This window comes from Plebeiibacterium marinum, assembly GCF_026013615.1.
GTDB classification, from domain to species: Bacteria; Bacteroidota; Bacteroidia; order Bacteroidales; family Marinilabiliaceae; genus Saccharicrinis; species Saccharicrinis marinus_A.
On sequence record NZ_JAPDPI010000033.1, the window covers coordinates 33300 to 56334 of the forward strand.

The 23035-nt window shown below is 39.5% G+C and carries 12 protein-coding genes; 10 read left to right on the forward strand and 2 right to left on the reverse strand.

From position 1 onward, the window contains the following. Nucleotides 1–120 precede the first annotated feature (120 nt). Nucleotides 121–3306 carry a glycoside hydrolase family 88 protein gene (locus tag OM074_RS14985; protein WP_301200867.1) on the reverse strand — a complete coding sequence of 1062 codons (3186 nt, stop codon included), beginning with the start codon at nt 3304–3306 and terminating at the stop codon, nt 121–123. Between the two features lie 190 nt (nt 3307–3496). Continuing rightward, complete coding sequence (locus tag OM074_RS14990) at nt 3497–4903, reverse strand: arylsulfatase (protein ID WP_301200869.1); 1407 nt, start codon at nt 4901–4903, stop codon at nt 3497–3499. Between the two features lie 312 nt (nt 4904–5215). Here OM074_RS14990 and OM074_RS14995 point away from each other — a divergent pair, with 312 nt between their 5' ends. The 10 genes from OM074_RS14995 to OM074_RS15040 all read left to right on the forward strand — a co-directional run bounded on the left by OM074_RS14995 (nt 5216) and on the right by OM074_RS15040 (nt 22685). Further along, nucleotides 5216–6346: a glycoside hydrolase family 88/105 protein gene (locus OM074_RS14995; RefSeq protein WP_301200871.1), complete on the forward strand. Its 1131-nt coding sequence runs from the start codon at nt 5216–5218 to the stop codon at nt 6344–6346. A 6-nt stretch (nt 6347–6352) separates the two neighbouring features. Continuing rightward, a complete protein-coding gene (locus tag OM074_RS15000) occupies nt 6353–7546 on the forward strand; it encodes a rhamnogalacturonan acetylesterase (RefSeq protein WP_301200873.1) in 1194 nt (397 codons plus the stop codon). Nucleotides 7547–7595: 49 nt separating this feature from the next. Next, entirely contained in the window at nt 7596–8294 is a 699-nt protein-coding gene (locus OM074_RS15005; RefSeq protein WP_301200875.1) for a DUF4450 domain-containing protein, read from the forward strand. 10 nt (nt 8295–8304) lie between these two features. Next, nucleotides 8305–9750 (forward strand): rhamnogalacturonidase, encoded by a 1446-nt coding sequence (locus OM074_RS15010; protein WP_301200877.1) that lies wholly within the window; start codon nt 8305–8307, stop codon nt 9748–9750. A gap of 76 nt (nt 9751–9826) precedes the next feature. Beyond that, entirely contained in the window at nt 9827–11032 is a 1206-nt protein-coding gene (locus OM074_RS15015) for a multidrug effflux MFS transporter (protein ID WP_301200878.1), read from the forward strand. A 97-nt stretch (nt 11033–11129) separates the two neighbouring features. Further along, on the forward strand, nt 11130–13355 hold the full coding sequence (locus OM074_RS15020) for a rhamnogalacturonan lyase (protein ID WP_301200880.1): 2226 nt from the start codon (nt 11130–11132) through the stop codon (nt 13353–13355). A 91-nt stretch (nt 13356–13446) separates the two neighbouring features. After that, entirely contained in the window at nt 13447–15873 is a 2427-nt protein-coding gene (locus tag OM074_RS15025; RefSeq protein ID WP_301200882.1) for a glycoside hydrolase family 2 TIM barrel-domain containing protein, read from the forward strand. A gap of 241 nt (nt 15874–16114) precedes the next feature. Next, a complete protein-coding gene (locus OM074_RS15030) occupies nt 16115–18433 on the forward strand; it encodes an NPCBM/NEW2 domain-containing protein (RefSeq protein WP_301200884.1) in 2319 nt (772 codons plus the stop codon). 238 nt (nt 18434–18671) lie between these two features. Continuing rightward, nucleotides 18672–21065 (forward strand): beta-galactosidase, encoded by a 2394-nt coding sequence (locus OM074_RS15035; RefSeq protein ID WP_301200886.1) that lies wholly within the window; start codon nt 18672–18674, stop codon nt 21063–21065. A gap of 21 nt (nt 21066–21086) precedes the next feature. Continuing rightward, nucleotides 21087–22685: a family 43 glycosylhydrolase gene (locus OM074_RS15040; protein WP_301200888.1), complete on the forward strand. Its 1599-nt coding sequence runs from the start codon at nt 21087–21089 to the stop codon at nt 22683–22685. The last annotated feature ends 350 nt before the right edge of the window (nt 22686–23035 follow it).

Genomic DNA, 23035 nt, shown 5'->3' on the forward strand with positions numbered 1-23035 from the left:
GGAACTCGCCGGAAAAATATCACTCTCCTGCGTAAGGAGTCTTTCTCATGACATGTCTCATATTCATATTAGTGCTATTTTCAAAATTTAGATTCTTGTTCAGTATAGAGGCTGTTTTAATTATGGGTTTACAAGTTTTATATCAACCGGTAAATTTCGGTTGCATGTCAGCTTACCATCCTTGTAATGCAGTTCACTGACTAAAATTGATGTTCTTCTGGTTTCATAATTATCTTCTTTTACGCCTTCTTGTCGTCCGGGATGGGTAAAGTAAAATATGTAAGCCCTGCCGTTGTTCACTACAACATCTGCATGACCTCCTTTTACCTTATCATCAGTTCCAGTACCAGGCCTTTGAAGAATTGGCTGCTGTTGGCGATGCCAGTTATCCAGGTTTTTGGATTGGTATACTGTTAAGCCATCCCAGCTGTCAATAATCATAAAGTACCTGTCTTTCCAGAAAAATATCTTTGGCCCTTCGCCACGTTTATCAGTAACAGCCTTGCCTTTGTCTTCCCATTTATATAAATCTTCGCTTTCGGCATAATACATGGATTTGTTGGCACGTTCGTTATTGTAATACATCCTCCATTTTCCTTCTGGTGTTTTAACAAGGCCTGCATCTATTACCTTATCAGATACCAGGTTTATTTTTGATTCATATTCCCAGTCGATTAAGTTTTTACTGGTAAGGTGAACGATATGCCGTGGGTGACTCCAGTCACTGAAAATGCCTGGCACAATGGTTAAGAACATGTGATATGTTCCATTGTCTTCAACAACATCGGGCGCCCAGTATGTAACGTCTTTTTCTCCGTAATTTATGTTGGCATTGCTTCTGTATTTCCAGGTAAGGCCTCCATCTGTTGATTCAGCAATGCCGATTGGTGTTCCATGAACCCACTCAACACCTTTTGAATCTTCCATGTTGGCTCTTCTGTTGGTATAAAACATGAACCATTTTTGTTCTTGTTCGTTCCAGATAACAACCGGATCAGCTGCGCCATCGAAAACGGGATCCCTGTATAGGGGATATGGGGCGGTTGCTGTAGGGTTTTCAATAATCTTTTCAAGCATGTAATTTTTCAGGTCGCAATTTTCAAGGGTGTAAACTGCTTTGGCTATTGTATTTCCGTTTAAAATGGCTCCTATATATGAAGTGTGTACGTTATCCTTGTAATAGGGCTTGGTGTCTTCTTCTCCGATTTTTTCATATGCAGTAGCACAAAGATCATTACAGTCAATGTAACAAACCCCTTCGGCATCAGCCACTTCTTTTGTCCATTTAGCATATGTTTCAGTCACCCGGGCCATTTTTCCATCTTCCCAATTGTTTCGTGGAGTATGTGATAAAGCTATTACTTTTACTCCCTGAGCCTTGGCTTGTTTAATATAGTGGCGCATATAATGACCGAAAGTATATACAGTTTCAGGTCCTCCTGTTGCTTCCATGATATAAGTCTGGGATTCATTTCCAGCACCTTTTATAGAAGCTCGCGCCCTACCTGTGTTAAAGGGTCCTCCATCGTTGTGTCCGAACTGTATAAATAAATAGTCGCCTTCTTTTAGTCCATCCAACACATTTTGCCATAATCCTTCTGTTAAAAAAGTACGACTGCTTCTTCCGCCCAAAGCGTGATTTTCTATAGTTATTTTTGTTGTATCAAAGTATTGTTCAAAAAAGCTGGCCCATCCCCACTGACCGCCATCTCCTCTGTCACGACCGTTTTTAACAGTTGAATCACCAATTACAAAAACAACAGGATTGTCCCCTTTGCGGGTGCTTCCCCCTTTTAAATACGGAGGATGTCTTGGATCTCCTACACCAAAGATGGGTTCAGTATACGGTTGTGTCTGGCTATAAAACTGAACAGCACTGTCGTTCATTTTGGGGAACCAGTTTTTACATAGTTCAATCATTTCTGCACCGGCCAGTAGCATTGGTCCATAACCATGTGCTGCAAATTTGCTTACCGGACGGTGGTAATAATAAGCAGGGTCGAAACCCATACCTGTTCCAACACATGTGCCTTCCACCTGGCCTTTATCATTGATTTTTTCAGATAATGCATTCCATCCCAATACCGCAGAAGGGCCGTATACGCGACCGTTTAACCATCCTTTGTTAATGCCGTGAACCATGGCATACACATAAATTGCACTAGCTGATGTTTCAAGGAAACTGTCGTTTCTATCTATAAGTTGATGCCATAAACCTTGTCCTGATTGCATTTGAACCAGTGATTGAATATGAGTTTGAAATAGATCTAAAATCTGCTTTCTTTCCGGATGTTTTGCAGGCAGTACATCCAAAGCTTCGCAAAGTGTTAGCAATGCCCAACCGTTGGCTCTGGCCCAAAAATAGGATGGTTGGGGATTAAGTCCTTCAGCCCATGCATGACGGAATAGTCCCTTTTCCTCAACAAACATTTTCTCTTTAAAAAGCAGGATTTGTTTTACTGCTTCGTCGGTGTATTTTGAATCTCTGGTTAGCTTACCCATTTGTAGCAAAGCAGGTATGCCCATAAACATATCATCGAGCCAAACAGAGTGGTAAAGTGGTCGGTTTCTTGCTAAAGTGCCATCATTTAGCCTGAATTCATGATACATAATATAATCAATGTATCGGTCAATTAATCCTTGCAGGTTGTCAGTTGACTTGTCGAACAGGGTGGTTTTTATCATGGCAGCACACATCGCCCCTGCATCATCAAGGGCTTTAGGCTGAAGGACGCTGGTCATTGCCGGGTCGATAATTCCTGTTTCGGTTAGTATTTTTTCAAAATATGGAGCCACATCGGCTAATAGAGTAAAACGTGCGCGATTGTAATCAAGGTAAGCATAGTTGTCTGTAACTTCAGCCATCCTTAACATACCGGCGTAGGTAACTCCCCACTCATAAGAGGTTAACCTGAAATCCCCTTTTTTCAGTTCACAATCTCTGTTAATAGCCTGGTAGTCTGATATTGTGTTTTGATTTTTCCTGTCTACAATCTCTGTAGGGGTAGCAGCAGAAAGGTATTTTAAAATGCGCTCCATTTGTCCTTCAATTTTTTGGACAGATGGAACTTGATAATCAAATGTATATTCAGGTTGGAGCAAATGAAGAGGCGTGTTGCTATCGTTAATTATTAGTTCTTTTTCAGCTGTGTTTTTTTTATTTTTCTTCTCTTTTTTTTGCAAATTATCCATTGCCCCAAGCGTAAAGCATGAGTGGAGGATTATTAGAGCAAACAATGAATACTTAATTGTATTTGAAGTGGGATTTTTCATTGTAATAATATTGTCTTTTATAGTTCTCATCATTTTTAACTAATACAAAAATAATGATGTGAGAGACTATCAGAATGGACTTCCATCCATAAACCTGTTATTTAATACAGGATGGATAAAACCTTGCAATATTAAGGGTTTTTGGCATGGAATTGTGTATCAGCTATAGTCAATTGTTATCAAATATCGACATGGGTTATGGTTTTTGAATTATCCTTTTTTATCAATTTTTCACCGGCCAAAATGGTGATTCGGTTCTGCATTCGGATAAATATTCTTTGATTGTGTTTGTGATTTCAGGATGTTTATCGGCAATGTTATTTTGTTCGCCAATGTCATTTGACAGATCGTATAATTCCATTTTACCTCCTATAACAACTGCTTTCCATTTTCCATATCTTACGGCCTGTTTGTATCCTCTTTCAAAGAATTCCCAATATAAAAAGCGTGGCGAATTTGGCATAGGGTTGTCTATAATTGAAGGGTAGATGCTGATTCCATCTGTTTTCATTAAATCGGTTTTAAAATTGGAAATTTCAGCAAAAGTGGGCATGATGTCGGCAAAGTACCAGGGAAGTTCAGATTTGCTGCCAGCTTTTATCATTTTTGGAGACCAGACAATCATTGGTGTCCTTATTCCTCCTTCGTACATGTCTCTTTTGTAGCCTCTTAATTGGCCGTTTGAGTCAAAAAAGTCAACAACTTCAGTTAATTTGTCGGAGTAATTTGATCTGGGGCCATTGTCGCTGCAAAAGAAAACAATCGTGTTGTCACTTAGTCCTTCCCGGATTAGAGTTTGTTTTAGTCTTTCTATGTTTTTATCGAGGTGATATATCATAGAGGCGTAGGTTTTCATATTGTCAGGCCATTCTTTATTGTTGTAAATGGCGTTGTCTGGTGCGTCCAGGGGGGCGTGTGGGTTTGAATAGCACAGCATTAACATAAATGGCTGATCGCAATCTTTATTTTGGGTTATGAATTCAATGGCTTCATCTGTGCACATATCAGTGTGGTAATACCCTTTTTTTCCTTCGGCGTTTTGGGGTATATCAATCATGTTATTGTTTTTCAGCCTTTTGTGCGGCCAATAAGTGCTTTGGTATGTTTGCGGCTTATTGGTCAGCCAGCCATAAAATTCATCAAATCCTCTGTGGTTTGGTGTTGCCGTTGAATCGTATCCTCCAAGGTGCCATTTTCCTACCAGGCAGGTTTTGTAACCGGCATCTTGCATTAAGTTACCCACTGTATAGTCAGAGTCAGACAAATTAGCCCTATAAACCACTTTGTCTCCTTTTTTTCCTGGAATTCCGCCAACAATAGTAGAATTTCCCCTGACTGTTGTATGTCCCGTGTGTTGTCCTGTCATTAATACGCTTCGTGAAGGACCACAAACAGGGGCTCCGGCATAAGCATTTGTGTACACTTTCCCTTCCTTGGCCAGTTGGTCAATGTGTGGGGTCTTAATCTGTTCCTGACCTGCATATCCCACATCGTTATATCCTAAATCATCAGCAAGAACAAATATTATATTGGGTTTTTGAATATCGGATTTTGATTTAAGGTTGTTTTGGTTACAGCCGATAAGGATTGTAGTAAGTAGGGCCGCAGAAAATATGATTTTTATATACATAGGGTGCTGTTTTATATTTTAGATCAAAGATACTCATAATGTCCGGCTGTGATCATGGATAAATTGGTTGAAGTATGTGTTATTGTTCGCATTGTTTGTCCGTATCATTAAATATATCAAAATGGGAAGTGTTAGCTGGTTAAGTGTTAATAAGTGGAAATAAATGACAATAAATGTAAATAATATTTTTGTAAATTACATGTATTATTTTTAATGTTTTCTGTATGATTTTCTATGTGCCTTTTATTATTGTATGATAGCTTTGTGATAATTTAAAAGATAAGGAAACAAGTAATTAGATTGTTAAGAAAAATGAGACAAGTACGATTTATTGTTTTAGTAACAGCGTTGAGTTGTTTTTGGGGTTTGGCACAAAGTCAGAAAGATATTGATAGGGAGGATGCCCTTAAATCTATTGTTAAGGTGAATAGTTACTTTATGGAAAAGTATAGCGACTATACCGCAACATCAAATGTTGGAAGGGTTCGCCCCAGCAATATTTGGACAAGGGGTGTTTATTATGAAGGATTAATGGCACTGTATTCTATTTTGCCTAAAGAGGAGTATTATCGTTATGCCTACGATTGGGCTGCTTTTCATAAATGGGGATACAGAGATGGTACCGTAACCCGTAATGCAGATGATTACTGTGCGGGTCAAACCTATATTGATTTATATAGGTTAAATCAGGAGCCTGTTTGCATCAGAAAAGTGCGGGCTAATTTGGATATGTTGGTTAATACCCCGCAGAATGACGATTGGTGGTGGATAGATGCTATTCAGATGGGAATGCCTGTTTTTGCAAAACTTGGAGCTACATTGAATGAACCAAAATATTGGGATAAAATGTGGGATATGTATGAGTACTGTCGTAACCAAATGGCAGGTAAGGGATTGTATAATGCAGAAGATGATTTGTGGTGGCGCGATGGTGACTTCATTCCTCCTTACAAAGAGCCCAACGGTGAAGACTGTTATTGGTCCAGAGGAAATGGATGGGTATATGCAGCCTTGGTCAGGGTTTTGAGTGAGATTCCGGCAGATGAAAAACATTATAAAGATTATGTGGAAGATTTTATGGCCATGACTAAGGCGTTGGTTAAATGTCAGCGAAATGATGGTTATTGGAATGTGAGTTTACATGATCCAAAAAATTACGGTGGAAAAGAAGTAACAGGAACCTCTTTGTTTGTTTACGGAATGGCCTGGGGTATAAATAATGGACTTTTACCAAAAGATGAGTACCTGCCAATTATAACAAAGGCATGGAATTCCATAACTAAAGATTGTATTCATGAAAATGGCTTCCTGGGTTATGTTCAGGGAACTGGTAAAGAACCAAAGGATGGTCAGCCGGTTAAATATGATTCAATGCCGGATTTTGAAGATTACGGTATTGGGTGTTTTTTATTGGCAGGAGTTGAAGTTTATAAGATAAAATAATTTAGAATGTATAAAGCAACAATCAGTATATTATTAACCATATGTAGTGTTTTTCTTTTTTCATGTAAAGAAGAAAATAACCCTTATAAAATAAACAATCCATTAAGTATTGCCGATAATGGTTTTATCTTCTTTAAAAATGTTCCGGATGGCAACTACAGGGTACATGTTCGTGTGGGTTCCGATCAAAAGGAAGGGCATACGGTTATCAGAGGAGAATCACGCCGGATGTTTTTTGATGGTATTGTAACCGCTAAAGGAGAATTTAAGGATGTATATTTTAACATCAATAAAAGAGATACCATTATCAGTGAAGGAAGAGTTGTTAGAATAAAAAAGAGGGAACAAAACAAACTGAACTGGGATAGTCATCTTTCGTTTGAGTTTAACGGGGAAGCACCTCAGGTTGATTTTATTGAGATTACTCCTGTAGATGATGTTGTTACTGTGTTTTTATGCGCTAACTCAACTGTAGTGGATCAGGATTATGAACCCTGGATTGGTTGGGGACAGATTGCACCTTTGTTTTTTAACGATAAAGTCAGTATTGCAAACTATGCCGAGTCCGGGGAAACGGTTAGTGGTTTTATTGCCCGTCGCAGACTGGAAAAATTGCTGACACAGATGAAAGCCGGCGACTATATCTTTATGGAATTTGGGCATAATGACCAAAAGGAAAAAGGCGAAGGTAAAGGGCCCTACCAAAACTTTACTGAAGGATTGAAGCATTTCTTAATAAAAGCCAGGGAAAAAGGGGCAAATCCTGTTTTTATAACCCCAACACAACGTCGTAGTTTTAATAAAGAAGGGGAAATAGTGGATACCCATGGCGACTACCCTGATGCTATGCGTAAACTTGCCAAAGAGGAAGGAATTCCTTTAATAGACCTGCATAGCTACACACGTACCTTGTACGAAGCAATGGGAGTTGAAAAATCGATTAATGCCTTTGTTCATTATCCTGCCAATACGTTCCCAAATCAAACTAAGGAACTAAAAGATAACACTCATTTTAATCCTTATGGAGGGTATCAGATTGCACAAAGTGTTATTTATGGCATTAAGCAAGTTCAGTTGCCACTAGCTAAATTTTTAAGGGAAGATATTAAGGATTTTAATCCTGCTCAGCCAGATGATTTCGAAAGTTTTAAATGGTACCCAACACCTTTTACAGAAATTGAAAAGCCAGATGGAAATTAAAAAATATAGGATAAGTTTAACTGCCTGTTTGCTTATAATTTGCTTGGTAATGGTTCAATCTGTATTTGCTCAAAATACAGATTGGTCATTATTAACTCCGGAGCTTAGCGGAACTTTAAAAATAGGTATCGTTAAAGGAAAGGAAAGTAAATGGTTTTCCGAATTTAAAAAGATAAAGAAGAAAGCTTCAGAAAAAGAAACCAGTTATTCTTTAAAGGATGAGTTAATTGAAAATGGAGAAATAAAATATATCATCCGTCCTTTAAAAGATAGCAAGGGAGCAGTAATGAAACTTAGTTTTGAGAACCTGCCTGAAGACGCCGGATTGATTTGGGCCTATGGTGGAGCTTCAAATGAAAGGGTAGGAGAAGATTGGACTCCGGAAATTATACCTTCCGATTGCGATAAAAACGTGTTCAGCATAGAAGGTGAGTCTTTTACTTTGTACTATGGAACAAGTCGCAAGTTGAGAATTGTGGAGGGCGAAACTCCTTTGGGTGGAAATTTAAAGCTTGGAGATGCCAATAAGCAGGGATCACCCCTCCAGTTGTTCGAATCAGGAAAAAATACCAATGCACAGTTGCTTACAGCATCAGTAGAGATAAAAGATAATACTCCATTGTATTTCTGTTTTTATTTTCTGAATCCCCTTGCTGATTATAATTATTATATGCTGCCAGAGCTATTTGAATCGGGAGTTTACCGTGTTAATCAAGAAACTGAGTGGATGAAATCCACTCCGGATTAAATCTTATAATATGCGATATTTGTTTTTATATATTTTCTTATCCCTTTTTTCGTTATCGGCCTGGGCCGATATTTTCAATGTTAAGGATTACGGAGCTAAAGGAGATGGGATAATCATTGATTCTCCTGCCATTAACCAGGCTATTGAACTTGCTGCAAAACAAGGTGGAGGTACTATATATTTCCCTGCAGGGAATTATGCTTGTTATTCAATCAGGCTAAAAAGTAATATAACCCTGTATCTGGAATCAGGAGCAGTAATCAAGGCTGCTTTCCCTGGCGAGAATGAGGGGTATGATAGCGCAGAGCCTAATCCGGATAATCCATATCAGGATTTTGGTCACAGTCATTGGAAAAATTCTTTAATGTGGGGGATTGGTGAACATGATATAACCATTTGTGGAAATGGTTTGATATATGGCGAAGGGCTGTCGAGAGAAGAGAGTCGCTTGTCGGGTGTTGGAAATAAAGCTATATCATTAAAAGAATGCTACAATGTTACGGTAAAGGATGTGTCAATGCTTAATTGTGGCCATTTTGCCATATTGGCAACGGGAGTGGATAACCTTCATGTACTCAATGTAAAAGTGGATACCAACAGGGATGGTTTTGATATTGATTGCTGTAAAAATGTTCGTATTACTGATTGTACGGTAAATTGTCCATGGGATGATGCTATCGTGCTGAAGGCAAGTTACGGTCTGGGTTATTTTAAAGATACCGAGAATGTTACCATACGGGGTTGCCTGGTGTCGGGATACGATAAAGGTTCTGTATTAACAGGGAAATGGGAAACCTACGAAGCTGTTGCCCCTGACCATGGTTCAAATACCGGACGTATAAAATTAGGAACAGAATCGAGTGGAGGATTTAAAAACATAGTTATAGCCGATTGTATTTTTGAGCGTAGCCGTGGTTTAGCGTTAGAAGCTGTAGATGGTGGATGGCTTGAAGATGTTGTGGTTTCTAATATTACAATGCGGGATGTGGGCAACTCACCTATTTTTATCAGGTTGGGAGGCCGTCAACGCAGTCCTAAAGGAACTCCGGTAGGAAAACTCCGAAGGTTGCAGATTAGCAATGTAAATGTGTATAATGCCGATTCCCGTTTTTCAAATATCATTAGCGGAATCCCGGGGCATAATATTGAAGAGGTGTTTATTTCAAATGTAAATATCCATTTCAAAGGGGGCTTCACGCAGAACGATGTGCCGGAAACAATTCCCGAAAGCATTAAGAATTATCCGGAACCCTGGATGTTTGGAATCATACCGGCATCGGGATTTTTTGTCCGGCATGCCAAAGATGTGTTTTTTGAAAACGTGAGGTTTTATTTTGGAGAAAAGGATGAGCGTCCTTTGTTTGTTTTGGATGATGCTGAGAATGTTTCTTTTGATAAGATCCGGGTTGAAGGAAAATTGATAGAGGATCCACTTGATTCGCCTGGTAAAGAATAGTTTTTATAGTATAATGATTGAGAAGAGTTGTTTTTATATAGTTCATATTGTTTTCTTTGCAAAAAAATAGCATGATATGAACTATATTAAAAGCAATATTCAAACCAGATTCCTGCCTGTATTAACTGTGATGTTGGCTGCATTGGTCACCTTGTCGCCTTTTGCCATCGATTCTTACCTTGCGGCCATGCCTTTAATGGCCAATTTTTTCGGAGTACATTTAAGTGTAGTAGAGCTAACGGTAACAGTTTATTTTTTAGGCTTTTCGTTGGGTAATTTTATTGGTGGACCCTTGTCTGATTCATTTGGCCGCAAGCCGATTGCATTAACCGGGATTGTATTATATGGATTAGCAGCTTTTCTGATTCCGCAATGCAGAGGGATTGAACAGATTATTGCTTTAAGGTTATTGCAGGCATTTGGTGGCGGATTTGCAACAGTTACGGCAAATGTTTTTATAAGAGACTGGTTTACCGGTAAGCAAGTGGCAAAGCTGGTTACGGTGGTAAGTATGATGATGATGCTTGCTCCCTTGTTTGCTCCGGTTATTGGTGCCTTCCTGATCAAATGGAATGGATGGAGCGGAGTTTTCTATTTTATGGGGTGTTTTGCCACAGTGCTTTTGGTGGCATTTTATTTCCTGATCCCGGAATCAAGGGATGTTCAGTTATTAACAAAAACAATAAGTGGACATCAGCTTTTTGCCAAGTATGTACAGTTTTTTTCAGATAAGCAATCTGTTCTAACATTGTTTTCTGTAAGCTTTTCCATGTCCGGGATGTATATTTTTCTTACGGGAGCCTCATTTATTTATATCGATTATTTTAAAATAGACACGGATCTTTTCCCGTTGCTATTTGGTGCCAATGTGTTATTGAATATTATACTGTCTTTTTGCAATACTATTTTGATTAAGTACTATAAGCCGCGGTTTTTATTAAGGACAGGTTTATTGGTGCAACTTATTGCCGGGATAGTCTTGTTTGTTGCTGTTTTGTATGGCACTCCATCGTTTTGGGTTGTGTTTATTGGCATCGTTGTGTTTATGGGAAGTTTGGGGATGGTTTTTGGTAACGGAACAGCCGTAATTTTAAACTATAACCCGGAACTGGCAGGTTCGGCAAATGCCACCATTGGTATCATGCGGTTTTTGCTAAGTTTTGTAATAGGGAGCATAATCACTTTCTTCAGGGCTGAAGATTTGGTTCCATTGGCAACCGCAATGTTTTTATGCACCTTGATTGGTAATGTGTTGTTTACTATACATATGAAAACCCGTTGAAGCCTTTGTGAGGTTGCAAGTTACGTAACCGGGGTAATAGCTTTAACGTGTTTTTACTATAATTCAGTTTTTTAATTGAAAGAAAATTTAAAAGCATATGAAAAAATATCTAATGTTAAAGCTATGCCTGATTATAAGCACTATCGTAGGTGTATATGCTCAGGAATCTATCGGTCCGGATTATTCCTCTTCTATCCAGACAGAAAATCTGGGAAGAGGGATGGTGGCTATTCATCAGGGGGGTGGTGTAGTGGCCATTAGTTGGCGATATTTGCCAAAGGATAAAATTAGTACAGGCTATGATGTGTACCGCAAATCGGGTAAAAGAAAAGAAATAAAACTGAACAAGAAGCCTTTGTTTGAAGCTACCTATGTGCTGGATGAAAATGTGGATGTGTCAAAAGAAAATGTCTATATTTTAAAAGCTTATGGTTCAGATGAGGTTCTTGCTTCTTATACCTTAACTTCTCAAAAGGCCGAAAAACCTTATATTTCTATTCCAATCAAGCCTTTTCCTGGCGATACTTTATGGGGTTATAGTCCCAATGATGCTACTATTGGAGATCTTGACGGAGATGGCGAAATGGAAATAGTCATAAAAAGGGAAAACAGTGGCAAAGACAATTCGCATAATGGTGTTTGTAAGGGAGGAACGCTTATAGAAGCCTATACTCTTGATGGATTATTTCTGTGGAGGGTTGATTTAGGTGTTAATATAAGGCAAGGGGCACATTATACTCAAATGCTTGTTTATGATTTTGATGGAGATGGAAAATCTGAGTTAGCTGTAAAAACAGGTGAGGGTACTCAGTTTGGAGACGGTGAAGTGATTGGAGATGTTAATGGGGATGGTATAACAGATTACGTGGATAGAGACTCTGGTTCCAGAACTTATGGTAAGATTGTTAAAGGTCCTGAATTTTTATCGGTTATTGAAGGTGCCACAGGTAAAGAATTGGCCAGAACAAATTTTATCCCCAGAGGCAGCGCTTTTGAGTTTGGAGATAATACCGGAAACCGGGTTGACCGCTTTTTAGGGGGCGTAGGCTACTTCGATGGACAAAAACCTAGTATATTGATTTGCAGGGGATATTATGCAAAAGCGGTATTGGAAGCCTGGGATTATAGGGGTGGAAAGCTTGCGAAAAGATGGAAATTCAGTACCACAGATAATGGCGGAAAGTATAAGAGTTTTGAGGGACAAGGTAACCATAGTCTGGCTATAGGCGATGTAGACGGTGATGGGAAAGACGAGATTACATATGGAGCCTGTATGATCGACCATGATGGTTCAGGGGGCTATAATACACAGCTTGGGCATGGAGATGCTATGCACCTTACTGATATTGATGTTGAGCGTCCGGGACTTGAAGTGTGGGATTGCCATGAACATGTGCCTTCGCGAGCCGGATCAGAGCTCAGGGATGCCCGTACAGGGGCTTTGTTGTGGGGTATACCATCGGTTGAAGATGTGGGAAGGGCCATGGCCGCAGATATTGATCCAAGGTTCAAGGGGATGGAAGTCTGGACAACCCATTCTGGAGGGGTGTATACCGCAAAAGGAGAGTTGATCAGTCAAAAAACACCTTCCATAAATATGGGCCTTTGGTGGGACGGGGATCTAAATCGTGAGCTGTTGGATGGTTCAGGCGTAAGAAGAAGGGAACGAGTTGTTATTACCAAATGGAATGGTGATGGAGTTGACAGGTTATCACTACCTGGAGAAGAAGCTTTGGCTGCCAATAACTGGACCAAAGGTAATCCTTGTTTACAGGCTGATATTATTGGAGACTGGCGTGAAGAAGTATTGGTGCGAACAAAAGATAATAAGGAAATAAGGTTATATATTACACCATATGAAACACCTTACCGGTTTCATACTCTGTTGAGCGACCCTATGTACAGGTTATCAGTTGCTATACAGAATGTGGGCTATAACCAGCCTACCCAATTGGGCTATTATTTAGGTTCCGATTTGGGAAAATTCTGGAATAATGAGTACCGTTTAAAAAGAGGAGCTCATTCTAAATCAGGAATGTCGGCAGATGGTCATATTAATGATATGAATACCCGGTATCAGAGGGCACAACGTATTGTGATGGATACCATTAATTGCAGAACTGCGGAATATACTCTTGATGCCGGATTAAATTACGATAATTACCAATGGATAGTGAATGGCAAAAGAGTTGAAGCCAGTCGTAAACTTAAATTAATAGCTTCTGATTTTTCCGGGGATGAAGCAGTGAAGGTAGAATTGGAAGTCTTTTATAAGGGATGGGTATTTAAGGAAAAAATATTTATCAGATTTAAGAAAGATTAGTGGATATAAAAAAGGTATTATACTTTTGATAACTCGATGTAGGAGTTTGATCCCCAAGTGTAGTATTAATTATTTAAGACATCATATAACCATGAGATTAAAAATATTATTATTGATAGTGATTGTTTCAGGTACTTTTGTTTTAGCACAAAATCAATCACGTAATGTTATCACATTGTCCGATAACTGGAAGTTTACTAAAGGTGATGTTCAGGGAGCGGAAAAAGCAGATTTTGTTACCAAAGGTTGGCAAACCGTTAGTGTGCCCCATGATTGGGCAATATACGGACCGTTTGATAAGGAAGTGGATAAACAGACAGTAAGGATTGTTCAGAACCAGGAGAAAGAGGCCACAGAAAAAACAGGGCGTACAGGTTCGTTGCCACACATTGGAGTAGGGTGGTATAGAACAACATTTGATTTACCTGAATTAGAAAAGGGGAAGAAAGTCCTTTTGCAATTTGATGGAGCAATGAGCAATGCCCGGGTTTTTGTTAATGGTAATGAAGTGGGGTGTCGTCCATATGGGTACAGCTATTTTTATTTTGATATTTCACAACATCTTGTACCTGGTAAAAATACCTTGGCGGTGCGTTTGGAGAATCCGGGAAAAGCTTCTCGCTGGTATCCGGGAGCAGGAATTTACAGAAAAGTTCAGCTGATTGTAAAAGATGAAGTTTGTTTTCAGCATTGGGGAACTTTTGTAACAACGCCATATGTTGATGGAGGGGTGGCTAAAGTAAACATCAAATCAAAGGTGAATGGCAAGGATTTAAGCATAAAAACTATTATTAAAGATGCTGCCGGAAAAATTATAGCAGAGAAGGTTTCAAGTGAAAGGTATGGTGATGAGGTTGAGCAAAATATTGCTGTTAAAAACCCTGAGTTATGGAGTCCTGATACTCCGGTTCTATATTCGGTAGAAATGCAATTATATCAAAATAATGAACTTAAGGATGTTCAGGTTATCCCATTCGGGATAAGAACTATTTCCTACGGACCGGATAAAGGTTTTGAACTGAACGGGAAAACCACCAAGTTTAAAGGGGTGTGCCTGCATCATGATTTAGGTCCCCTTGGGGCTGCAGTGAATATTGCTGCATTAAAGCGCCAGCTTACTATTTTAAAGGATATGGGGTGTAATGCCATCCGTTCCGCCCATAATATGCCATCGCACGAACAATTGGAATTGTGTGATGAAATGGGCTTCTTGTTTTTGGCCGAGAGCTTTGATGAATGGGCAAAGCCTAAGGTGAAAAATGGATATAATCTGTATTTTAATGAGTGGGCAGAGAAAGATGTGATCAACCTGGTAAGAGCCACACGCAATCACCCCTGCATAGTTATGTGGAGCTCTGGAAATGAAGTGCCCGACCAGCATGGGAGTATAGGTGTAAAGAGGGCGAAGTGGCTTCAGGATATTTTTCATCGGGAAGATCCGACAAGGCCGGTAACAGTAGGGATGGATCAGGTAAATGCCGTAATGAAAAGTGGTTTTGGTGCCATCATGGATATTCCGGGATTAAACTACAGGGTTCATTTATATGAAGAAGCTTATGAACGTTTCCCACAAGGCTTTTTGCTGGGATCAGAGACTGCATCCACTGTAAGTTCACGTGGAGTATATAAGTTTCCTGTTGAAATAGCTAAAGGAAAGCAATATGCTGATGGTCAGTGTTCGTCTTATGACTTTGAGTATTGCAGCTGGAGTAACCTGCCTGATGATGATTTTGTTTTGCAGGATGATAAGGATTGGGTAATTGGAGAGTTTGTATGGACCGGTTTTGATTATCTGGGAGAACCTACTCCGTACGATACCTACTGGCCTTCGCGAAGTTCGTATTTTGGTATCTGTGATTTGGCAGGACTGCCAAAGGACCGCTATTATCTTTACCGTAGCCGTTGGAATACAAAAGAAGAAACACTTCATATTTTGCCCCATTGGAATTGGGAAGGGAGAGAAGGCGAAACTACACCGGTTTTTGTTTATACCAGTTACAGCAAAGCTGAACTTTTTATAAATGGAAAAAGCCAGGGCATACAAAGTAAGAGCGATGAATCAAAACAACACAGGTATCGCTTGATGTGGATGGATGTTAAGTATGAACCCGGAACAGTAAAAGTAGTAGCATATGATAAGGATGGCAATCCTGCTGCGGAAAAAGAGATTAAAACAGCAGGGAAACCTCATCATCTGGAACTGGTGGCAGACAGGGAGATGATAAAAGCTGATGGGAATGATTTAAGCTTTGTAACGGTTTCGGTTGTGGATGAGGATGGTAATATTTGTCCAACGGCTTCTCATCAATTAAGTTTTAAAGTATCCGGCAAAGGTACGTATAGAGCTGCCTGTAACGGGGATGCAACTTCATTGGAAATGTTTCATATGCCCACCATGAAAGCTTTTAGTGGTAAACTGGTGGTATTGGTACAATCTCAAAAAGAAGCGGGAGATATAAAATTAAAGGTGAGTGCAAAGGGTTTGCAATCGGAAGAAATTGTGATAAAATCATTGTAGCATTCTTAGTGATAAGAGCGCTTGTACAGAAGGATGCGACACGTATATTTTTACATTTTGCCATCTGTCAGGACTAGCCTGGTCATGGAGTTTTAATGCAATAATGTGCTGGTTTTTCCAAAGTAGCACGATATGTCCGGTTCTTTGACGGATTTTTAATAGTAAAAAAGACTATTATTCTATATTTTTGATGTTTTAATGATTTATAGTTGTTAATCAGAAACTCAATTTAGGTATTACGATGAAAAATTTGTGTCTTACATTTACTGCAGGCCTGGTGCTTTTGTTAGGAGCATGCAATTTGAATAATAAACCTGCATCCTCCGGGGAAGAGGTGACCGGATTTAAAAAATGGGCAGCCACTCCGCCTATGGGATGGAATAGCTGGGATTGTTTTGGTCCGTCGGTTGTGGAAGCAGAGGTAAAAGCCAATGCCGATTATATGGCAAAACATTTAAAAGAATCAGGTTGGGAATATATTGTTGTTGATATCAGGTGGTATGCCGATAACCAAACTACAGGTCATTATAATCCTTACGATGAAACAGATTTTGTGATTGATGAGAATGGCAGGTATATGCCATCGCCTAAAAGGTTTCCTTCGTCTGCAAATGGTGCCGGTTTTAAGCCCCTGGCAGATTATATACATAACCTCGGTTTAAAGTTTGGTATCCATATTATGCGAGGGGTACCCAAAGAGGCTGTATTCAATAAAATGCCAATAAAGGGTACTAATATTACAGCTGACCAGATATATTCAACTGAATCGGAGTGTACCTGGTTAAAGGATAATTATACTGTGGTAAGAAGCAAGGAAGGGGCTCAGGAGTATTATAATTCTATTTTGGATTTATATGCATCCTGGGGTGTTGATTATATTAAAGTGGATGATTTATCGCGCCCATACCATACCGATGAAATAGAAATGCTGCGTAAGGCAATCGATCAGACCGGACGTCCTATTGTATTGAGCATGTCGCCGGGGGCTACTCCTATTGATCAGCATGAGCATGCTACTAATCATGCCAATATGTGGAGGACAATTGATGATTTTTGGGATAATTGGGCGCAGTTAAATTATTCGTTTGGTATGTGTGCCAAGTGGGCTCCATATATTACAACGGGAGCCTGGCCTGATGCTGATATGCTTCCTTTGGGCAAGTTTATCAGGGGCGAAAGGGCTACTGATCGTTATACTAATTTTACTAAAGATGAACAATATACCTTAATGACATTGTGGTCGATGTTTAAGTCGCCTTTGATGTTTGGGGGTAACCTTCCTGATAATGATGAATTTACTAATTCGATTATTACCAATAAGGAAGTGTTGTATGTAAATAAGTATTCAAGGAATAATAAAGAATTATACGCTAAAGATGACATTACGGTATGGACTGCAGATGATCCGGCAAACGGAGATGTTTTTGTAGCCCTGTTTAACAATGAGGGCGACGGTTTTATAAAAACAAAAGACCTTTTATACAGGAGTGGAACCGTATCGCAATTAACAGATGGATTTGGAGAGCATATTGATGTAGAGTTGCCGGAAGGGAGTACAGAGCTTTACTTAATTGTAAATGATAGTGGAGATGGTATTGCATGGGATCATGCTAACTGGATTAATCCGGAGATTGAATTATCAACAGGGAAGAAGATTAAACTTACAGACTTGAAATGGCAGTATGCAACTGCAGGATGGGGTGAAGTGAGTGTTAATAAAAGTGTTTCGGGTAAAGAATTGAATGTGAAAGGTACTGTGTACAAAAATGGAATTGGTACCCATTCGCAGTCTATTATTATGTATCAGATTCCGGATAATAGTGTTCGTTTTACAACATTTGCAGGGCTGGATAAAGCTGCTACCGATGTGAAAGGCGGAACTACCGTTGAGTTTATGCTGGCCACCCAGGATCCAACCCCAAGAACGGTGGACTTGAGTAAAGCCATTGCCAATACAGGAAGAATCAGCAGGACTACCACTGTGAAATCCAAAGAGGTTAAGGCCGATATTTCGGGTGCTCAAAAGTTGTATTTGGTAGTAACGGATGCAGGAGATAATTCGGGTCATGACCATGCCAATTGGATTAATCCCACTATTTATAAAGAAAATGGGGAGGCACTTTCTTTAACAGATATAGATTGGGTTAGTGCATCTTGTGGATGGTCAACGGTTCAGAAAAACAAGTCTGTTGCAGGAAATAAATTAACCGTAGCAGGTAAAGTTTACAAAACCGGAATAGGAACGCACTCAAACTCTGTTATAGAATTTGATGTTCCTGAAGGTTATACCCAATTTAAGGCATTGTGTTCGTACGATGATGAAGTACTTGATGCCCCTGATGGCGTAACAATGGAGTTTCTGGTTTACACAGAAAACCCGGTTTTGGATAATACCATCAGTATTCCTGTTGATTTAGAGGGATTAGGTTTTAAAGGTGAATGTACTATTCGTGATTTATGGAAAAATGAGGATGTTGGTACGTATTCCAATACAGAATTTGCTCCGTCAATTCCAACACATGGGGTTGGTTTTTATAGGGTTTCCGGAGAAAAGAAATAGCTTTTAAACAGACTTATAGAGCTAGTGAAAAACATAAGGCAGCATCTGTAATAGATCTGCAAATTGACTAAAAAGAGGGTGTCTTAGAAAAATGACACCCTCTTTTTTCATTATATAGGTAGCTTTTGTTTGTTTTAAAATAAGATAGTCCATTAATATCAAAAAACCATCCATTTTTTATATCTCAGGAAAGGCAGATATTTGTATACAGTCAAAGGGAAATCGCTAATTTTTATTTATGAAAAATCTGATATTAATTATACTTAGTGTTTGGGGAGCAATTTCTGCTTACTCTCAAAATGTTTATAACATAAATATTGATAAACCTGAAAAGGAGATATTACGAGGGCATCTTGATTTAGGGGGCACAAATCCTGCAGGGGAAGAGATTACAGTAAACAGTTATTATATAGAAAAGGATGGCAAACCATTTTTTCCGGTTATTGGTGAATTCCACTTTTCCAGGTGTCCTGAAGAATATTGGGAAGAGGAGATCCTGAAAATGAAAGCAGGCGGTATTAACGTTATTGCCACCTATGTTTTCTGGAATTTGCACGAACGGAATGAAGGTAAGTTTGACTGGAGCGGAGACCTGAACTTAAGAAAGTTTGTGGAGTTGATAGAAAAGCATAAATTATTTACCATTGTCCGGATGGGGCCTTTTTGTCATGGCGAAATGCGCAATGGGGGTATGCCGGATTGGTTGTATGGCCGTACTTTTGAAGTGAGAAGCAACGATCCTGAATATCTGGAGTATGTAGATGCCTTATATGGTCAGATTGCTTCGCAGATAAAAGGACTTCTTTATAAAGATGGGGGGCCAGTTATAGGTGTGCAATTGGAAAATGAATACCAACACTCAGCAGCACCATGGGAGTTTACCTTTCCTGGAAGTAAAAAGGAGCTGACCGTAGCAGATTTGGATGCGGCCCTGGCACATGAACAAATTGCCGATACTGAAGGTGTAAACCCCAGGTATGAATATGGAAAAAAGCATATGAACAACCTGAAACAAATAGCATTAAAACATGGGGTTGATGTGCCTGTTTATACTGCTACAGGATGGGGTAATGCAACAATTGTAGAAAAGGGAAGTATCCCGGTTACTGCAGGGTATGCCTATCCTTTTTGGGCAAAACCACAAGCATCCGGTTTTTATCTTTTTAAAGATATTCATAAGTACCCCGATTATAGCCCGGTTAGTTACGATACCGATCTGTATCCTTCTATTCCCTGTGAAATAGGACCGGGTATCCAGCCAAAGTTCTCACGCCGTCCTATTGTGGCGTACGAAAGCGTAAACCCTTTGATGGTTCGCATTATAGGAAGTGGCTCAAACGGGATTGGGTACTACATGTATCATGGAGGAACAACCCCTCAATATGATGGAAAATTTTACAACGAACAGGCCAATGGGATTCCGCGGATGAATTATGATTTTCAGGCTCCTTTAGGACAGTATGGCCAGGCGCGTTACCACTATAAACACTTGCGTATGCTGCACTTGTTTTTGGATGCCTGCAGTGACCAGTTGGCACCGATGAAAACAGTGTTGCCGGAGACTAATGCATCTATAAAACCTGAAGATAACGAAACATTGCGATACGCAGTTCGTTCCTATGGTGAGTCGGGTTTTTTGTTTATGGTCAATTTTCAGGATCATATTGAAGTGAAGGATATTGAAGATGTCAGCGTGAAAATTGAAACATCGGGCGAAACCATCTCATTCCCGCTAAAAGGAACGTTTGACTTGCCGAAAGCAGCCAGTGCCATTTTCCCGTTTAACCTGAAGCTTGCTCATACCTTTATCAGGTCAGCTACCGTTCAGCCATTAACGGTATTGCATCAGAGTGAAGGAAATTGTTATGTATTCTCGTCTGTTGATGGCATAAAGCCGGAGCTGAATTTTTTGCAGGAGACTAAAATTTCAAAACTAAGGAATGCTTCAGTGGTATCGGTGAATGGTTTAAAATCAGTCCAGGCACAGGGAAATGCACCCTTTTCGTTTGAGATAAATGGTGATAAAATTATGGTGTTGTCGCAATCGTTGGCTCTTAATGCCTTGAAGGTGGGTGAATCACTGGTGATATCTGAAGCCCTTGTTCTGGAAGATCAGGGTAAGTTACAGTTTATAAGTCAGCGAACAGCAAATAAAATCCATCTTTACCCGGCAAAGGAGATTGCTTGCGATAAGGTTAATATAAGAAAAGAAAAACCGGTTTTTAAAGGATTTGCAACTTATGCAGTTGAATTTGATGAGGTAAAGCCTGAGGTTAAATTTGAGAAAGTATCTTCGCGTAAATACACCTTGGAGCTTAATTCGGATATTGCTAAACTAAATGATGTATTCGTTAATATCGACTATGTTGGCGATAGGGGATTGGCTTTTATTGATGGCGAATTGATCACAGACCATTTGTACCAGGAGCGTAAATGGGAGATTAGCCTTAAAAACTATGCCCCGCAGTTGAAAAATGATAAAATGGTGCTTGTTTTTGAACCCATGTACCCCGACTACAGCTATTTGGAAGATTTGACTCAGGTTCCGGAATTTGAAAATGGTAAATACCTAAAGGTTAATGGTGTTGAGGTTGTTCCGGAATACAAAACTGAGCTTGTAATTAAGAAATAGAAACGTAAAAAAGAGATTGGGATGGGCAGTGCAAAATATATGGTTGCGAAATTAGCTTTGATTGTGTTATCCGGGTTATTCCAGACAGGAATAGCGCAGCTGCAAAATATTAAGAACGACAGGTTTTGGGATACTGCCAACGGTGAACCTATTTATAGTCAGGGAGGCGGAATCTTTCTGTTTAAGGATCCCAAAACCGGACAGGAAAAATATTATTGGTATGGAGCCTATTATAGAGAGGCTGAATTATATCGAAAGGACCCATCATGCACACAACCCAGGGATAATTTCATTGCTGTAACCTGTTATTCTTCTACAGATATGGTTAACTGGAAATTCGAGGATTATGTATTGGATAGAAATGAAGTGGATCAACACTACGACAGTACCCGTTGGATGGGACGATTGGGAGTTGCTTTTGTTCAGGAAATAGAACAGTACGCCATGTTTATCCAACATGATGCCGGTGTTCTGATAGCCTTGTCGGATTCCCCCAAAGGACCATTCAAGTGGCATCAGCGTTTGGATATGACAGCTACCATAGGTACCCCTAATACGGGCGACCAAACTCTTTTTACAGATCCGGATACCGAAAAATCCTACCTGGTCTACTCTTATGGAAGAGGACGTCATAAGATCTATGTTTCGGAAATTGGAGTGAAAGAAGGCATGGTGGATTTGCTGGATTGTACTCAGGTTTTCCGGGGTAAAGGAAGGGAAGGTAACTGTATGTTCAAGTACAAAGGTAAATATTATATCTTTGCTTCAAACCTATATGGATGGGACTCATCGTATGCTTATTATTTGGTAGCTGATAATGTCAGGGGACCTTACTTGCCTACTAATGAAATGTTAGTTACTCCTGGGTGTATGGATGATTATGCGCATATAACGCAAACGGGATTTTTTGTAAATGTAAAAGGGAGCAGGCAGGAAACCGTAGTTTATTGTGGCGACCGATGGGCAAATTTTGCCGGAAACGGTTTGGGGTATAATCAATGGTTTCCCATGTCATTTGATGGGGAGACTCCTTATTTCAATTCGCTTCACTCATGGAACTTTGATGCGACTACCGGAGAATGGAGTGTTGCAGATGATAACAACTATGTAAAAAACGGAAGCTTTGAGGCAGACCGTCGTTATATTCCTTCCCCAAAAAAACCGATACAAGAACAGCTCAGGGGATGGAATACCCTAATTTACCAGGGCAATGTGATCGTAGTGGGCGAAAAGGAATCGCCGGTTTTAAATTACTTCAATACTCAGGCGGATAGGAAATATGTAGTTGGAGAAAAGAGTTTGAATATAGAGGATAAGGTTAGATTTAAGAGAAAAGTATACCAGACAATAGAGTCCTCGCCCTATGTAGCGTTAAAGGATGGAGATTACACTTTAACAGCAAAGGTTAAGTGTAATGGTATATTCAATAAACTTGAAATGTATGCCGAAAGTGGGGCAAAAATAAAATCAATCTCTATTGGCACCAATAATAGTTTGTGGGTTACTGTAATTCTTGATGATGTAAAGGTGAAAGACAATAAGGTTGAAATTGGTTTTGTAGCCGAGGGAGAGGCTGGTGCCAGTTGTCAGGTTGATGATGTGACTTTTGTAAAGAAATAGGGAAATATCCTCAAGTGTTCAAAAAGAAATTTTTGTTATGATGGTAGCAGAACAGACTGGAATTAAATCGTGCTGGAAGCACAGTTCAACCTAGCCCCAGGTATCACCTGGGGTGTATTGGATATGTCAATCAGCGTCCTGTAAGGACAGGTTAATAATTAATATCCATAAATTCTCTGTATTATACTCAATGTTATCTTCTTTTAGGAAAATTAAATACTTATATTTAAAAGACAGGCTTTTGTAATGTCTTTCTTCAAAAATGAATGAGCTGTCCCTACAGGACGTTGATTACCTCCTTACATAACCCCATGCGTTGCATGGGGCTAGGATAAGCTGTGCTTTCAGCA